This window comes from Flavobacterium sp. KH_035 (genome assembly GCF_057839565.1).
Genome location: NZ_CM174492.1, coordinates 4,532,859 through 4,548,650, shown reverse-complemented (window position 1 = coordinate 4,548,650; position 15,792 = coordinate 4,532,859). Strand labels below are relative to the sequence as shown.

Here is a 15,792-nt window from a genome sequence, read left to right as displayed (position 1 = left end):
AAATATAGGTTATATTTGTAAAAATTAAGGATTATGGAAAAGACGTTTTTTATATACAAAGATTTCGAAATTTACTCGGTCGAGGAATTGACCTGGAAGAAAGAGGTGCACAGACACAATTTTTTCGAGTTACTCTATATTGAATACGGAACCGGCAATCATATCTTAAATTCGATTCATCATCATTACAAAGAGCATGATATTTATTTGCTTACGCCCAGAGATTACCATTCTTTTAAAACACTTGAACCTACCAAGTTTCATTGCCTGCGTTTTCTGCCTAGTTTTTTCTCAAATAAGAAAGAAATTGAAGAGATCGAAAAGTTGTTTTATTACCACAATCAAACTCATGGAAATCTGGTTTTTCTTGAAGAGGATAAAACGTTTTGCGAAATGGTGATTTTAAAAATACTGGAAGAAGTAGCCCAACAAAAGCTGAAGAGCGAAGTTATCATCAAAAGCCTGATGATGTCGCTAATTCAGATTATCCGAAGAGACGCGAACATGCACGAAAGTAATCTGCATGCCAATACCAGCGAGGTTTTAAAAATTGATACGATTTTAAATTACATTCGTTTTAATATCGCTAATCCTCATTTGTTGAAGAAAAAAGAAATGGCCGATCATTTTAATGTTTCTGTTAATTACATCGGTGAATATTTTAAAACCCATTTAAACATTACTTTACGGGATTATATCGAGCAGACAAAACTCAAGGTTGTGAGTGAGAAATTGACTAGAAGTACTTTGACTTTTTCGGAAATTAGTAACGATTTGGGATTTATAGACAGCAGTCATTTCAATAAATTTATGATGCGAAGTACCGGAATGTCTCCTTCAGAATTTAAAAAGTCATTGAGTCTTTCTTAGCAGTATTACAGGTACCCACTAAAAAAGACTCATTATCATTTTATCTTACATCTCACATTTTCACATAATCCATTTCGACGTGTTCAATTCCGGCATCAAGGAAAAAATTATCGGTTTGTTTGAATCCGTTTTTGATGTAAAACCGACTTGCATTAACCTGTGCGTACAAATAGATTTTCTTTTCGTCTTTTAAATCAGATAAGATTTTTTGGAGGATTGCTTCCCCAATTCGTTGTCCGCGGTAGCTATTCAAGACAGCAATTCTTTCAATTTTGAAACCTTTTTCCATTTTTCGGTATCGTGCTGTTCCGGCCGGTAAGCCATTAACGGTAGCGAGATATTGAACAGCCTCTTCATCATCCATAGATTCGCGTTCCTGCGATACATTTTGTTCTTCAACAAATACTTGACGACGAATAGCAAAAGCAATTTCTATTAATTTATCGTCCTCAATCTTCTCAACTTTTACAGTATTTCCTGTTGATTTTTGAGCAGATTCGCTCTTCATTTCTTTAATTGTGGTCATTCGGTCAAAAAGATTTTTAGTTTTTAAATTCTGGGTTACTTCGTGTATGGCTTTAAACAAATTATTTTCGGTATCAGTGAGTTCAATCAAAGCTTCGGTCATGATTTGCCATAAAGGCTGCAATTGATCGATCATCTCGTTGGCTTTGTCAGTCAGGGTTATCAGGCGTTTTCTTTCATCTTTGGCATCTTTCGCCGAACCAATTAATTCTTTTTTCTCCAGCTCTTTCAGTAATGAAATAGTAGTAGGATGAGAGTAACCAATTTCCTGTGAGAGTTCGACAACACTAATGGCCTTTTTCTGCGAAAGCACGTACACCACCGGAAACCATTTGGGCTCAAAATCGATGTTCTGACTTTTGTAAAACAACTGGGCTTCCTTCCTCAGGTTTTCATTCAAACGCTGTAAAAGATTGCCTAATACCAATGATTTTGATTTTTCTAATACCATAAAAAATAATTTATATACAAATTTACGTAGTTGACTACATATATTGAGCTAGGAAAGATTAAATTTAAGATTTTTTTATCTTTTTTGACTTTTGAAAGGGAGTAAATGTAAAATGTTAGATGTAAAATGTTAGATGTAAAATGTTAGAGGTGAAATGTGAAATGTGTTTACTTTTTCTGTCTGGGTGTAGGGAGTGAAATTTAATTTTGACACATAGAAACATAGATACTAATACCTAAAAGAGGAAATAAAGAAGAAAAGTTTTCTTTACTACTGAAACGCCTTTTTTAAGTTTACAAAGACTACGCTTCTATGTGTTTAATAATTTTTGCCAACAGATTTATTTTAGTATTACGACTTCCTCGGGAACTTTGAACAGTAATACACAGCCGGTTTTAGAAAACACAGAGTGACTGCTTCCTGGTGGCATGTACATATAATCTCCTGTTTTTAATTCGTCTTTTCCGGAGCGGACTTCACCTTCAAGAACATAAATTTCTTCTCCCGCAGGATGAACATGATTAGGATACGAAGCACCCGCTTCAAATTTTAGTAAAAAAACAGTGGGTCTGTTTGTAGTTGTGTCAAAGTATAAGGATTTGGCAAAAATACCATCTGTTTTTACACCTTCTTCAATTAGAACTTTCCAGTCTTTTTCGCTGCTTCTTGTGATTTGTTTTTCCATTTTAGTAATTTTTTAGTTTGTTTTATTTTTCAAAGTGATTTCATCTAAACTCCAGTGGTATTTTTCTACGGTTGACAAAAGAAAAGCTGCCATAGAAAAGGTAAATACCGAATAATCTAAAGGTTCTTTTACTCCAAAAGAATAAGCCATGGCAAGTGCAAAGTCAAAAGTTAATAGGGCAGCGCCAACAGCCACAAATTTCGTTTGATAGCCAATGAGCAGGAGTAGAGCAAGTAGTGTTTCCAAAATAGTCGATGCAATAGCAATAGTTGGAATCCAGTTTTTAGGAACAAAAGAATTTACTTGTTCGGTATAGGTGAGAAAGTTTTCCCAACCCGAAGAGTGTTCTCCCCATAAACTTAACCGACTTGAAACGGCAGATAAAAATCCCGCTGCCAGGGCAACCCGCAACAGCAAAACGGCATATTTCTGATTTTTTTTCATCTTTTTGATTGCTTAATTATTACAATACAAAGATGCGGAAGGCAGTGTTGCTAAAGAATAGAGAATCCTCGAAAAAGCATGTAATCAATTGAAAAAGCAAATATTAGAAACGATGAATTGGGTGAAATTACGAATGTGCAGTATTTTCTTTATAGGCTTTTGGGGAAGTGTTGGTGTGTTTTTTGAAGAAATTAGAGAAGTAAAAAGGATCATTAAATCCTAAAGCATAAGCGACTTCTTTTACCGATAGTTTCTCGTAGGTAAAAAGGCGTTTGGCTTCAGAGATGATCAATCCAAAAATTACATTTTGAGCCGTTTTATTGGTATGCAGTTTCGAAAGCTCGTTTAGTTTTGATTCTGTTGTACCTATCAGAATTGCGATTTCGTTTACAGAAAGGTTCTTGTCGAAGTTTTGTAAAATCGTTTCCAGAAAATGAAGAAACAGCGCGTCGGGTTTATAGATTTCATCGCCGCGATTAATTTTGGTTCGGTTGATTTCAATCAATATCAGCTCAATTCGACTGTGAATAGAGGTGAGGTATTGGTAAGGCATTTGTAGTAATTCTTCACCGACGGTTTTTAATTCGCGAACAATAAACTGGCTGTTGTCAACAACAATCATTTCATTCATTGCGAAATGACAAAAAAGTCCGTTATGGAAAATCAATTCCATATCAGTATCATCTTTGCAGAAAAAATCATAGGTAAATTCTAAAATAAATCCGGTTGCATTTTGGATATTTTTAAAATAATGAATCTGACCGGACGTAATAGTGATTACAGCATTTTCGGTTAAGGTAAATTCATTTTCATCTACAGAAATAATGGTAGAACCCGAAGTACAATACACAAGTACGTATTTTAAAACGCGTTTGGGCTGTTCTAAATCTGTCGCCTGATCAAATGTTTTTATCGAAACCATATTGAGGATAGTGTTGGATCAAAAGTAAGATTTATTTCATGAAGTTGATCAAAGAAGGCTTGCAGATTTGTTCTGTTATTGCATTTTGGGGTACTGTGTGTGAATTTCTGTTCTGTGTAGTTGGAACGCACAAAGCACACGGATGGTACTGATTCGCTCTGCGAAAACGCGGATCAACACAGATTTTTTTATATTATTAGGTAGAAGTTAATTAATGTTTTAAAAATATTACTACCGTAAAAATCCGCGTTGATCCGCGTTTTCGTGAAACGAATCCGTGCAATCAGCGTCTCTTTATTATTATTCTGATAATGTTTTCAGCAATTGTTCCAGGTTGTCGATACTCATTTTGAAACCTTGTTCGAAGCCCATTTCGATCATTTTTTCCAGACGTTCCAGCGATTCATTTACAATGGTGATACTCACTTTTGTAATGCCGTTTTGCTCACTAAAGCTATGATCCCAGTTGGAGCCCGGCAGCTCGCGATTTTCATTCTGGTCTGCAAAAGTATTGAACATCTTGAAATTGGTCTTTGGCGTAATCGAAGTGTATTCCTGAACCGCCCAGCGTTCCAGACCTTCAGGACTTACCATGGCGTAAAATCTGCGTCCGCCAACTTCAAAAGTCATGTGTTTCGTTTTAGACGACCAGGGTTTTGGAGCTACCCATTGATCCAGAAGTTCCGGTTTCGTAAAAGCATCCCAAACCAGCGGAAGTTCTGCATTAAATTCTCTGTTTATGATTACCGTTTTGGTGGCTTTGTCTACGGTAAAATCAAATTGCAAATCGTTTTTCATTTGTTCTGTTTTTTAAGCGTTACTAATAGTTCGTCAAGCTGATTGAACTTGGTTTCCCAGATTTCCCTGAATTGGACTAACCATTGATCAATCTCTTTCATTTTTTCAATTTCAAGCGAATAGTAAATTTCCCGGCCTTGTTGTTCCTGTTTAAGCAAATCGCATTCTACTAGTATGCGAAGGTGTTTCGAAACCGATTGTCGGGAGGCGTTAAAGTTCTCTGCGATGGCATTTGGTGTCATTGCCTGTACAGCGATCAGCGTTAGAATTGACCTTCTAGTCGGGTCGGCTATGGCTTGGAAAATGTCACGTCTCATAATATTCCGGTTTTAATTAAGAAACCAATTGGTTGCAAATATACGCGCAACTATTCGGTTTCGCAATTTTTTTGGGAGTTATTTTAGAAAATAATCTCGCAAAGTCGCTAATACGCAAAGTTTTATGGTGATTTATTGTTTATTGTTTGTTGTTTTTGGTTTCAGGTTTCAGGTTTCAGGTTTCAAGTTTCAAGTTTCAAGTTTCAAGTTTCAAGTTTCAAGTTTCAGGTTTGCGCAATCTTGTCATTTCGAGCGAAGGGAGACTCAAGCGATAGCGAATAGGCGAAGCAAATCTTCGTTAGTAACTCTACAAAGATTGACTAGCGTTACCGACAATCGTTGTCAAGATTTACTTCGCCTATTCGTTATCGCTCTTTCCCGTATTATCCGTTTAGTTTGTCATTTCGAAGAATGAGAAATCTTCGTAAGTAGCTCGACAAAGATTGTCGATTTAGTTTGCGGAGTTTCTCATTCTTCGAAATGACAAAAATGCGATAAATGCTTACCGAAATATAGATTTCTTATATTTGATAAAAGAATGTAATTTATTGAAAGAAAAATCTTTCTTTTTTAAATGGTTTTTCCTATATTTGAAGTTCTTAAATCTTCACAATTAAGATAAAATAAAATTTGCCCTTGTGCTATGTAGTAAAGTTTCGAAAGAGCTTTGACGCCGTGAAGAAGCGTAAGACTACTAAGGCATGAGGGTTTTTTCTTAAATTCTTCAAATTATGAGTACAAACACCCTTTCCAAAGAAGCCGAAACAAGGCTTATTGATTTTTTTAATCACACCATCGATCCTACCGAAATGGCAAAGGCCATAAGACAAGCCAATCACATACTTGCTTTAGGAGTCATCAGAGAACACGAAACTCTTGAAAAAGAAAGAGCCAGTCTGGAAAACAGCTTTTATTGGCTCAATGAACTGGCGGAGATTTTGAATCCTTATTTGTGTGAGGAGTAGAATTTATAAAATGGAAAAACCTCGATTTTTAAATGAATCGAGGTTTTTTTTATAGGTATATTGTGTTTATTACTTTGCGGGCACGGATTGCAAATCCGCGCTATCGGGTCAGTAAATTCGCCAACAAAGTCTCTAAAAGTGCGATCTGAAAAATCTAGTACATAGCCACTAGCCATTCCTAATAGATTTTCAATACTTACTTTTTCTATAAATGTTATTTCTGCCATTATTAAAACTCGAGTTTTAACCTAAGTTCCTTGTCTGTTGCGTACCAAATAAAATTATTTCGTTCAACTGATGTATTAGATAAAGTATCAATTAAATTTGATATAAAAAAAGAAAAGGATAGTTCCTCTAAATTATATAAAGAGTGTGGAACTAATTCTCTATCCCAGACCTTTAGGAACCAATTTTCGTTTAGTGAAACATGATTTACTTTAAACTTATCATAATTATCGTTTTCAAAAAAGTCTAAATTACTATCGAGATAATTTTCTCTGAATGTTTGTAAACTGAATCTATTATTATATCCTTCAAAAGAGAAAATACCATTAAAGAAAGATTGCTCTTTATCCTCTTTACCCGAAAAAATAAATTTGCCATTTTCGTTAGCTTGTTTTAATACTTGAGTTAAATCTTGATTTTGTAGATTAGCTTTTACTTCTATAATCCCACGAACAGCATCTGGAGTCATAATAACAAAATCTCCTTCTTTAAATAATATAGGACTGGCATCATCGTAAATTATCAGATCAATTTGTCTAGATGATAAGTGTTCTCCACGGTTTTCTGTTTGTTTAATAACAAAACCCGTTCCTATTGAATATTTTTCAGGAAGAAAACGTCTAATAACATTTTTCAGAACAGCTTCTTTATAACGGCCATCTTCTCCCCAATGGTCAATCAAATTGCGAACTTTATTTGTTAAAGCAAGAAGTTCTCTGGACGTTAATTTATGATATTCTATTAAACTCATATTAAAATGTATTAGTATTATTTAGTTACTATAAATGATTTTTGTTTAGTATTAAAGAAAAACTTATGGGTTGTAAATTTTTAATGCTTTTGCATAACCGTTGTCTTCTCCAATCATTATTTTGTGTTCATCTAATTTTATAAAAAAGCGATTTTTTTTATTGTCGGTGTAAAATTGAGTGTAAACCAGAATGATTTCATCCTTATACTTTTTAATTACTTCTTCATCCCATTTTAGATTAAAATGTTGTGACAATCTTTTTAATATTTTAATAGCTTGTTCTTCAGAACTCAATGCGGTTTCATAATTTTCGAGAGTTTTTAGAATATCACTTATAAAGGCCGCTCTAATTTTTTTATTTTCAAATGCCTCTTTAATTTCCTTATTTAAACTTGCAGGTATGGGAATTCTTTTTCTATTACTTTCAACTTTGATTGGGTGATCAGAATTAATTGGAATTCTAATTTTTACCTTTTGCCTTTTTCCATCAATAGGGAAATTAGTTTCTTTATCTATATGAACATCATTTTCAGGATTGTCAAAATTTTTAATTTCTCCTGTTCCACGCTTGTGATCATCAATTATTATAGTTTGATTTTTAATTAGATTTTTTAGAGACATAATAATAGTTCCTATGAAAATTAAAATTTCATGTTATATTTTCCCAAATGTATTAATTTTTGGATGTGGTCTTTATAAGTAATTATACCTGATTTTTTTATTCTTAATTTAAAAGAAAAAAAAAGACAGTCCCTCTAATTAAAGAAGAACTGCCCTTTTAGACAAATTTTTAAATTTGCATTCCTAAAAATGCGTACAGTAATTGATAATCTACTAAAAAGAAGACAAAACCCAGTCTATTCGTTTATAACATCCCCATCCTTAGTTTCTTCACTGGCGATTTTTACCAGTTTATCTTTCAGATTTAAATCTCCGAAAACTTCCACTTTGTCGTCGATTTCTCTTCCTTTTTTAACGTCAACGCGGGTGGCTTTGTGGTTCAGGACTTTGATGACGAACAAACCTTCTGCTGAATTTACCAATGCCGATTTCGGAATGACAAAGGTGCTGTCTTTCGCGTTAAGCGGTAATAAAACCTCGGCTACCATTCCGGGTAATAGATTGGTTTGGGTATTGTGAACGTCCATTTCAACTCTTTCAGAACGCAGTTTTAAATCTAATGCACCGGACATTCTGGTAATTTTAGCGGTAAAAGTGTCCGGAAGCGATTTTACATTAAAGCTCATTTCGTCGCCATTGTGTAAATATCCGGTGTACAATTCCGGTACCGAAACGGCCAAACGCAATTTGTCCTGTTGCTGAATGGTCAGCAAAGGCAAGTCGGAACCCTTTCCTGCGGGACCTACAAAGGTTCCTAAATTGACATTTCTGGCGGCTACCACTCCGTCAAACGGGGCACGGATTTCCAAGTACCCTCTCATAATCGAAATTTCTTTGTGTGCCGCGATCGCCGCCTGATATTGTGCGTAGTCGGAGTTTTTCTTTCCGCTGGCCATTTCTAAGTCGTTTTTAGAAATGGTTCCTTCAACTTTGCTCGTTTCGTACAAACGGTTGTAGGTACTCTTACTGGTAGCATATATGGCTTCCATCGATTTTAATCTCGATTCGGCAGCAGCCAATTGCGAACTGATCTCCGGTGCTTCAAGAACAATTAACAATTGCCCTTTTTTTACTTTAGAACCAATATCTACTTTCAGCAATTTTACAAAACTGCTTACTTTGGCATACAAATCTACTTGTTGAAAACCGGTTAATTCTGCCGGTAAACGCAATTCTGTAGTCAGTTTTTCTTTGGCCAAAAGGAAAGTTTCAACTTTAGGTTCGATTTCCGCTTTAGGCGCTTCTTCTTTTTTCTTTTCACAGCTTAGTACAGCTAAAGCTGTAAATAGTATCGCTGTAGATTTTATAATGTTATTTTTCATTTTTTGGTTTTATATATGTTTTTATAAGTATTCAGAAAGTATAAAAGTTTATCGAAGTGTTTTCGCGACGATCGTAACTTTCGACTTTATGACTTTATGACTTTCCAACTTTAGACTTACCTAAGGATGAGATATAATGGATACTTTCTTCGTCTTCAGGATCTAAAGAAACTGATTGCGTCGATGTTTTTTCCTGTGCCCATGCAAATATCTGCGGAAGGATCAACAATACGGCAAAAGTAGAAAATAATAATCCGCCGATAACCGCTCTTCCTAACGGAGAAACCTGATCGCCTCCTTCGCCGTGACCAATCGCCATGGGTAACATTCCCGCAATCATCGCTACCGATGTCATGATAATCGGTCGAAGACGTAATGCAGCGGCTTCCCTCGCAGATTCTAAGGCATTCCCGTTTATTTTTCGAAGCTGTTCGGCATTGGTCACCAATAAAACGGCATTGGCAATAGAAACTCCGACAGACATGATGATTCCCATATAAGATTGTAAATTAAGGGTTGAACCTGTAAGGATAAGCATTAATAAAGCACCTAAAACAACCGCAGGAACAGTGGTTAAGATCACCAGCGAAACTTTGAACGACTGAAAATTAGCGGCCAACATTAAGAAGATTACAAAAACGGCAACCAATAATCCGGTCTGTAAACTGCTTAATGTCTCGCTCAATACCGTACTTAGTCCAATTGGAGTAATAAATAAACCACGAGGCAATTCGCCTAATGAACTAATGGTCGATGCAACATCTTTTGTGGCCGTCCCCAAATCGGTCTGGTTGATGTTGGCCGTAACGGTAATATATGGCATGGCCCCTAAATTGTCATTTTCACCACTTACAAAGCCGGGTGTAATTTTGGCAACGTCGCTTAAAACCGGACGAAGCGAGTTTTTCAATACCGGAATTTCTCCAATATCAGTTTTGCTTTTCATTTTATTCAACGGAACCTGAACCTGTACAGAATAGGATAATCCTGCTTTTTCGTCGACCCAGTTGTTTTTTTCAGTATAACGTGACGATGAAGTCGATGCGATAAGAGAACGTGAAATATCATTCATATCAACGCCCAATTCGGCGGCACGTGTTCTGTCAATATTAATGTTCATGGCCGGATAGTGTATCGGCTGACCAATTTGTACGTCTCTGAAATAAGATATCGCGTTTAGTTTGTTTACAATCTGAGTGGCATATAATTCATTTCGTTTTTTGTCTTTTCCGGCAATTCGAATTTCAATTGGAGTAGGAGACCCCTGACTCAATACTTTATCGGTCAATTCGATAGGTTCAAAAGAAAGTTTAGTGTCCGGTAAAACTTTTTTCAGTCTTGCTCTTAACTCATCTTTAAACTCATCCATATCGACATGATACTCTTTTAAACTTACCTGAAAAACAGCTTCATGTGAACCTGCCATAAAGAGATAAATGGGGTTGATGGAGAACAGGGAAGGGTGCTGCCCCACATAAACAGAAGAAATTCCGATATGCTCTTTACCGACCATTTTTTCCAATTCTTTCAGCACAATTCGGGCTTGTTCTTCGGTTCTTTCCAATCGTGTTCCGTCAACAGCACGCATTCTTAATTGAAACTGACTTGAATTTGTTTTTGGAAAAACATCTTTTCCGATAAAACCAATTAAAACAATGGCCAAAACAGTAGCTGAAACTAAATAAACAACGGTCGTTATTTTTTTGTGAACAAACAATCGGTCTAAAGTTCGCATGAAACGAATTCTGAAACGCTCAAAAGGACTTATTTTTCCGTTATTATTAGTGTCTTCTCTTTCTACATAACTTTTTTTCTGAGTGATCAGATTTTGTTCGGATTCGGGAGTTAAACTGCAGTCATTAAATTCGGCTTCGTCGTCGGTAATTTCAGGGCCATGCGGATGTTTTTCGTGTCCTTTCATCATCCAGTTTGCCATTACCGGCACAAAGGTTTGAGACAATAAAAACGAAATGACCATCGAGAAACCAATTGCTAAGGCTAAAGGAAGAAATAATGCTCCGGGAATACCCACCATGGTAAATGCGGGCGCAAATACGGCCAAAATACACAGTAAGATCAGTAATTTAGGCAAAGCAATTTCCTGACAGGCATCCCAAATGGCGAGTGCCTTGGGTTTTCCCATGTCGAGATGCTGGTGAATGTTTTCGATGGTTACCGTACTTTCGTCTACCAGAATTCCAATAGCAAGCGCTAGTCCGCTCAAAGACATTAAGTTGATCGTTTGTCCGAATAATTTCAGGAATAAAACTCCGGAAATAATCGAAATTGGAATGGTCATAATTACGATTAAAGCAGCACGACGGTCGCCCAGGAAAAGCATTACCATTAATCCCGTTAAAACCGCACCGATAATTCCTTCGGTAATCAAACTTTTAACGGAGTTGATTACATAAACCGACTGGTCAAATTCGTAAGATAAATTAACATCCTCGGGAAGTGTACTCTGAATTTTAGGAAGCTCTTTTTTTAATTTCTGAACTACATCCCAGGTCGAAGCATCTCCCGCTTTTGCAATACTGATATATACCGAACGTTTTCCGTTTACCAAAGCGTAACCCGCTGTAATATCGGCACCGTCTTTTACGCTTGCCACATCGCCTAATTTTAAGTTTTGAACACCGCCTTTGAATAACGGAATCTGCTCAAAATCTTTAACTTCTTTAATGGTATTATTGGTAGGCGTAATATAATTTTTGTCGCCCATTCTCACGTTTCCGGAAGGAGCCGTCTGATTGTTTAAACGAATCGCCTCGACAATTTGATCGGGTGTCATATTGTGCGAACGCAATAGATCCGGGTCTACGTTAACCTCGATAGTTCTTGGGCTTCCGCCAAAAGGAGCCGGAGACAATAAACCGGGAATCGAAGTAAAAGAAGCACGAACATAAACGTTGGCTAAATCCTGTAATTCGTTGTTGGATCTGATTTTTGAACTCAAAACCAATTGTCCGATTGGCAATGATGAAGCATCAAAACGTATGATAAAAGGAGGTTGTGTTCCCGGAGGAAAAACCGCCTGGATTCTGTTGGATAGTGCGCTCAATTCGGCAGCGGCCTGCGCCATATTGGTTCCTTCATAATAGGTTAATTTCATAATCATTAACCCCTGAATATTTTTGGTTTCTACCGATTTGATACCATTCGAAAAAGGTAAAACGTTTACGTAGTTTTTAGCAAAATAAGCTTCCATCTGGTCGGGTGTGTAACCTCCAAACGGATGCGCAATATAGATAACCGGCAAATTCATTTTCGGTAAAATATCAACTTTAATGTCTCTGATGGCACCAATTCCGAAGAAAAAGAGACCCGCAACCAATACGAGAATGGAGATGGGCTTGCGGAGTGCAAAACGTATTAAATTCATTGGGCTTTATAATTAAAATTCATTTATAAATAAGTCAAAATTTCCTGTTGCAGCGACTTTCAGTAAGTACGACTGCCACACATTATTATTGACAATATCACGATCGATTTCGGCACGGTTTAAAACGTACATGGTCTGCGTTATATCAGTCAGATCGGTTAAGCCGTTTTTGTATAAAGTCGATTTCTGAAGGTAGGCTCTTTTGGCAGCATCTACCTGAATTGGCGCTTCGGCATAATTCTCTAAAGTGATTTTGATTTTATCTTCAGCAAAATTCAACTGCGATTTCAGCTCACGATCGGCTTGGTTGTATTCTTCCTGTAGTCCCTGAGAAACAAATTTCTGAGCAGTGACTTGCTTGTTTGAACGAAAAGGAGTCGTTAAATTCCATGTAATTCCAATTCCAACTAAATAATTAGTGCGATCCGGATTGACACCATCCCAGTAATTTCGGGTAAAGGCATGCTGATTTGTGGCATAACTACTGTCAAATCCTGAAGCTCTGGTTTGCAAAACACCAAAAGCAGTCATGGTTGGATAATAGAATCTTTTGTACAATTTGACTTGCTGATTGCTGTAATCGATTTTTGTTTTATACAATTGTAATAAAGGATGAAGACTGTCTGTGGCAGTATTTTCCTTAAGCAGTTCTTTTGGAATCTGAGTTACAAAAAGGGAATCGGTTACAAAATCCTGAGGAGCTACACCCATTAGATCAACCAACTTGTTGTTTTGTTCTTTGACAAAGTTTTTGGCCAGATTCAGCGCAATTTTAGCTTTTGATACTTCGGCAGTGGCTAAAGTAGAATCGACCCCGGCTAGTAATCCGTTTTTAACTCTTGCTACGGCTGTTTTTTTGAAAACCTGAGCGCGATCCAGATTTTTTTGCTGTGAAATCAACAATCTCTGACTTGCGAGTAAATTCAGATAAGCGGCAGAAATTTTGATTTCCTGTTGGAATTTTTCCTGTTTCAGATCCTTTTCTTTAGCCTGAACATCAATTTTAGATAAATTGATTTTTTCCTGTGTTTTTCCGAAAGTGAAAAAATCCCAGTTCATGTTGACCAGATAAAGTGCACCAAATGCCGAATTCCAGTTTTGTTCCGGTAAAGGAAGTCCGGACGAAGCTACTCCAAGGCCCCCAAAACCATAAAGAGGCCCGTTTTGACCGTTTACAGTTCCGTAATCCTGTTGCGCCGATAAGTTTAGGTTGGGCAGGTAATCACGTTTAGACTGCTTAAGACTTTCACGTGATGCATTGGTGTAATTGTTTTTTGCCTTGATGGAACCGTAGTTTTCCAAACCTGTTTTTATGGCATCTTTTAAAGACAGGGTTTGAGCATAACTACCACAGGCAAAAATCAAGAAAACTAATAAAGTAATTTTTTTGAAGTACATAAAATTAGTGGTATGAATTTGATCTCTCAAAATTATTTCACTTGGCCGGATAAAAGCCTTCTTAAATGATGTAATACGATTATAAATGACCAATTCAATTTGTCATTTAATGGAAATAAAAACTAAAAAAATGTGGTTAATTTGTAAACTATTTAAGTTTTAAGAATGAAGAGAGAACTGGAAAACATATTGGATCACAAATGGTGGCAGGAAATTGCCGTTGTTGCCTTTTCATTTACAATTTATACTTTAAAAAACGACTGGATGTTGTTTAGTTCATTTACATCCATATTAATGGGCATTTTTTTCTATTTGGTTTTGTACATGCACGCCCAATTCAACCGTTTCTTTTTGCTTCCCATACTTTTTAAAAAGCAGCGCCCTGTAGCTTATATTTTTCTAACACTGGCTGGAGTATTACTCTTTTCGGTTGTTTTGTATGAGATGACCAGCCTGGAAATGTTTAGTAACTGCCGTTTGTATCAAAACTCACATCAGCGGAGTTATGTGTATCAATTGGCGAGTGTTTTAGGTACATTGGTTTGTATTTTGAGTCCAATAATAGTTTTTAAGTTTTACAGGATTCACAAGAGGCAGACGGATGAGACACTTTTATTCAACCAAATGCAACTGAATTCGTTAAAAGGACAATTGAATCCACACTTTTTATTCAATACCTTTAATACGCTGTACGGAATTAGCCTGGAGTTTCCCGACCGAACGCCGGATTTAATCATGAAAGTATCACAGTTGATGCGTTATCAGCTTGAAAGCAATAACAAACAATGTGTTTCTTTGGAAGACGAACTGGAATTTATAAACAGTTATGTACAGTTGGAAAAAGAAAGAGTAGGCTATCGTTGTGAGATTACGTATGATTGTAAAATTGACAACGAAAACGCCTATAAAGTATCACCAATGCTGTTGATTGCGTTTATCGAAAATGCTTTTAAACACGGAACCTGTGCAATTGAAAAGTGTTTTGTGAGAATCATTATTACGGTCGAAAACGGTTTGCTGCATTTGCATGTGGTGAATTCCATTCCGAAGAAAAAAACCGATGTGGTTTCGACTAAGATTGGTTTAAAAAACACCATTGAGCGTTTGAATCTGATTTATGGTAAAGCGTATAAATTAGACATTCAGGACGATAAAAATACCTACATTGTAGATTTGAAACTGCAATTGAAAAAGTTTGTAGAATGAGAGAGCCTAAAAAATGTATAATTGTTGATGATGAACCGGCAGCGCATTATGTGCTGGCGAATTATATCAAACAAAATCCACAATTAGAATTGGTTTTTCAGGGCTATAACGGTATTGAGGCAATGGATTATCTGAGGGAACATCCTGTTGATCTGATGTTTTTGGATATCAATATGCCGGAGATTTCAGGGATGGAATTGCTAAAGATTATTCCAACACATCCGAGTACAATTTTGACCACCGCTTATTCTGAATATGCACTTGAAAGTTATGATTACGGTGTTATAGATTATCTGCTCAAACCCATTTATTTTCCCAGATTCCTGAAAGCGATCGATCGTTTTTTTGCAACGGAAAATGGTAAAATGAAAACCGAAGAAACAGTCATAAGTACTGTGACAGTGAAAGTTGATGGTTACTTTATTGATATAGAATTAGACCAGCTTTTGTTTGCACAGAGTTTTGGCAATTATGTGAAACTGCATACAACAAAAAGAACGTATCTGGCTTCTATTACAACCAGTGAATTTGAGAAATGCCTGCCCGAGAAGAATTTCATGCGCATTCATAAATCTTATATCGTAGCACTGGATAAAATTGAAACAACGGACAAAGATTTCGTAGTGATTAAAAATGAAAGGCTGCCAATTGGTATTACGTATAAAAGAGAACTATCGGATCGATTGAAAAAATAATACCAATATAATATTGGGTTGAACTATAAATAAAGTTCATAGAAAACCGGAAATAAGGAAGTTTACTAATTCAATTATTTCAAAGAAGAAGCCTGCTAAGAAGTAATTCCGGCAGGCTTTTTTGATTGTATTTCAAATAATATTCTTTAGTTAGGATGTAAAAATAATAGAGGCAAACTAAAGGATAAAAGAATTTAAAAAAGTCTGTGCAA

At 36.2% G+C, this 15,792-nt stretch carries 16 protein-coding genes; 4 read left to right on the top strand and 12 right to left on the bottom strand.

All coding sequences use genetic code 11. The annotated features are described in order from the left end of the window. The first annotated feature begins 33 nt into the window (after positions 1-33). Positions 34-870 carry a helix-turn-helix domain-containing protein gene (locus tag AC3IS6_RS18540; RefSeq protein ID WP_374173118.1) on the top strand — a complete coding sequence of 279 codons (837 nt, stop codon included), beginning with the start codon at positions 34-36 and terminating at the stop codon, positions 868-870. A gap of 52 nt (positions 871-922) precedes the next feature. Here the strand turns inward: AC3IS6_RS18540 and AC3IS6_RS18535 are convergent, their stop codons facing one another. From AC3IS6_RS18535 to AC3IS6_RS18510, 6 genes are all read right to left on the bottom strand, one after another. Next, entirely contained in the window at positions 923-1,846 is a 924-nt protein-coding gene (locus AC3IS6_RS18535) for a GNAT family N-acetyltransferase (protein ID WP_489161559.1), read from the bottom strand. Between the two features lie 340 nt (positions 1,847-2,186). After that, on the bottom strand, positions 2,187-2,531 hold the full coding sequence (locus AC3IS6_RS18530) for a cupin domain-containing protein (RefSeq protein WP_374173116.1): 345 nt from the start codon (positions 2,529-2,531) through the stop codon (positions 2,187-2,189). A gap of 12 nt (positions 2,532-2,543) precedes the next feature. Beyond that, the gene (locus AC3IS6_RS18525; protein ID WP_489161557.1) at positions 2,544-2,975 is read right to left on the bottom strand and encodes a MauE/DoxX family redox-associated membrane protein; all 432 of its coding nucleotides are present in this window, start codon (positions 2,973-2,975) and stop codon (positions 2,544-2,546) included. Positions 2,976-3,102: 127 nt separating this feature from the next. Beyond that, a complete protein-coding gene (locus AC3IS6_RS18520; protein WP_489161555.1) occupies positions 3,103-3,897 on the bottom strand; it encodes a helix-turn-helix domain-containing protein in 795 nt (264 codons plus the stop codon). Positions 3,898-4,197: 300 nt separating this feature from the next. Further along, positions 4,198-4,695: an SRPBCC family protein gene (locus AC3IS6_RS18515; RefSeq protein WP_489161554.1), complete on the bottom strand. Its 498-nt coding sequence runs from the start codon at positions 4,693-4,695 to the stop codon at positions 4,198-4,200. Then, positions 4,692-5,012, bottom strand: coding sequence for an ArsR/SmtB family transcription factor (locus AC3IS6_RS18510; protein WP_070908246.1), 321 nt, complete (start codon positions 5,010-5,012; stop codon positions 4,692-4,694). The genes AC3IS6_RS18515 and AC3IS6_RS18510 overlap by 4 nt, the downstream gene beginning before the upstream one ends. Before the next feature lie 731 nt (positions 5,013-5,743). Between AC3IS6_RS18510 and AC3IS6_RS18505 the strand changes: the two genes are divergently transcribed. Continuing rightward, a complete protein-coding gene (locus AC3IS6_RS18505; protein ID WP_489161552.1) occupies positions 5,744-5,977 on the top strand; it encodes a hypothetical protein in 234 nt (77 codons plus the stop codon). Here the strand turns inward: AC3IS6_RS18505 and AC3IS6_RS18500 are convergent. The 6 genes from AC3IS6_RS18500 to AC3IS6_RS18475 form a co-directional block, all read right to left on the bottom strand. Then, positions 5,959-6,204, bottom strand: coding sequence for a hypothetical protein (locus AC3IS6_RS18500; RefSeq protein ID WP_489161550.1), 246 nt, complete (start codon positions 6,202-6,204; stop codon positions 5,959-5,961). The genes AC3IS6_RS18505 and AC3IS6_RS18500 overlap by 19 nt on opposite strands. A gap of 2 nt (positions 6,205-6,206) precedes the next feature. Beyond that, positions 6,207-6,953: a DUF6602 domain-containing protein gene (locus tag AC3IS6_RS18495; protein WP_489161548.1), complete on the bottom strand. Its 747-nt coding sequence runs from the start codon at positions 6,951-6,953 to the stop codon at positions 6,207-6,209. Between the two features lie 63 nt (positions 6,954-7,016). Then, on the bottom strand, positions 7,017-7,574 hold the full coding sequence (locus AC3IS6_RS18490) for a hypothetical protein (RefSeq protein WP_489161547.1): 558 nt from the start codon (positions 7,572-7,574) through the stop codon (positions 7,017-7,019). A 236-nt stretch (positions 7,575-7,810) separates the two neighbouring features. Then, positions 7,811-8,896 (bottom strand): efflux RND transporter periplasmic adaptor subunit, encoded by a 1,086-nt coding sequence (locus AC3IS6_RS18485; protein ID WP_489161545.1) that lies wholly within the window; start codon positions 8,894-8,896, stop codon positions 7,811-7,813. Positions 8,897-8,990: 94 nt separating this feature from the next. Then, positions 8,991-12,281: an efflux RND transporter permease subunit gene (locus AC3IS6_RS18480; RefSeq protein WP_489161543.1), complete on the bottom strand. Its 3,291-nt coding sequence runs from the start codon at positions 12,279-12,281 to the stop codon at positions 8,991-8,993. A 12-nt stretch (positions 12,282-12,293) separates the two neighbouring features. Further along, positions 12,294-13,679 (bottom strand): TolC family protein, encoded by a 1,386-nt coding sequence (locus AC3IS6_RS18475; RefSeq protein ID WP_489161541.1) that lies wholly within the window; start codon positions 13,677-13,679, stop codon positions 12,294-12,296. A 165-nt stretch (positions 13,680-13,844) separates the two neighbouring features. Here AC3IS6_RS18475 and AC3IS6_RS18470 point away from each other — a divergent pair, with 165 nt between their 5' ends. Next, entirely contained in the window at positions 13,845-14,885 is a 1,041-nt protein-coding gene (locus AC3IS6_RS18470; protein WP_489161540.1) for a sensor histidine kinase, read from the top strand. Further along, positions 14,882-15,580, top strand: a complete 699-nt coding sequence (locus AC3IS6_RS18465) for a LytR/AlgR family response regulator transcription factor (RefSeq protein WP_489161538.1) — start codon at positions 14,882-14,884, stop codon at positions 15,578-15,580. The genes AC3IS6_RS18470 and AC3IS6_RS18465 overlap by 4 nt, the downstream gene beginning before the upstream one ends. The last annotated feature ends 212 nt before the right edge of the window (positions 15,581-15,792 follow it).

Excerpts from the sequence above, each read along its gene's own strand:
- AC3IS6_RS18540 (WP_374173118.1), top strand. The coding sequence starts at position 34 with ATGGAAAAGACGTTTTTTATATACAAAGATTTCGAAATTTACTCGGTC.
- AC3IS6_RS18535 (WP_489161559.1), bottom strand. The coding sequence starts at position 1,846 with ATGGTATTAGAAAAATCAAAATCATTGGTATTAGGCAATCTTTTACAG.
- AC3IS6_RS18530 (WP_374173116.1), bottom strand. The coding sequence starts at position 2,531 with ATGGAAAAACAAATCACAAGAAGCAGCGAAAAAGACTGGAAAGTTCTA.
- AC3IS6_RS18525 (WP_489161557.1), bottom strand. The coding sequence starts at position 2,975 with ATGAAAAAAAATCAGAAATATGCCGTTTTGCTGTTGCGGGTTGCCCTG.
- AC3IS6_RS18520 (WP_489161555.1), bottom strand. The coding sequence starts at position 3,897 with ATGGTTTCGATAAAAACATTTGATCAGGCGACAGATTTAGAACAGCCC.
- AC3IS6_RS18515 (WP_489161554.1), bottom strand. The coding sequence starts at position 4,695 with ATGAAAAACGATTTGCAATTTGATTTTACCGTAGACAAAGCCACCAAA.
- AC3IS6_RS18510 (WP_070908246.1), bottom strand. The coding sequence starts at position 5,012 with ATGAGACGTGACATTTTCCAAGCCATAGCCGACCCGACTAGAAGGTCA.
- AC3IS6_RS18505 (WP_489161552.1), top strand. The coding sequence starts at position 5,744 with ATGAGTACAAACACCCTTTCCAAAGAAGCCGAAACAAGGCTTATTGAT.
- AC3IS6_RS18500 (WP_489161550.1), bottom strand. The coding sequence starts at position 6,204 with ATGGCAGAAATAACATTTATAGAAAAAGTAAGTATTGAAAATCTATTA.
- AC3IS6_RS18495 (WP_489161548.1), bottom strand. The coding sequence starts at position 6,953 with ATGAGTTTAATAGAATATCATAAATTAACGTCCAGAGAACTTCTTGCT.
- AC3IS6_RS18490 (WP_489161547.1), bottom strand. The coding sequence starts at position 7,574 with ATGTCTCTAAAAAATCTAATTAAAAATCAAACTATAATAATTGATGAT.
- AC3IS6_RS18485 (WP_489161545.1), bottom strand. The coding sequence starts at position 8,896 with ATGAAAAATAACATTATAAAATCTACAGCGATACTATTTACAGCTTTA.
- AC3IS6_RS18480 (WP_489161543.1), bottom strand. The coding sequence starts at position 12,281 with ATGAATTTAATACGTTTTGCACTCCGCAAGCCCATCTCCATTCTCGTA.
- AC3IS6_RS18475 (WP_489161541.1), bottom strand. The coding sequence starts at position 13,679 with ATGTACTTCAAAAAAATTACTTTATTAGTTTTCTTGATTTTTGCCTGT.
- AC3IS6_RS18470 (WP_489161540.1), top strand. The coding sequence starts at position 13,845 with ATGAAGAGAGAACTGGAAAACATATTGGATCACAAATGGTGGCAGGAA.
- AC3IS6_RS18465 (WP_489161538.1), top strand. The coding sequence starts at position 14,882 with ATGAGAGAGCCTAAAAAATGTATAATTGTTGATGATGAACCGGCAGCG.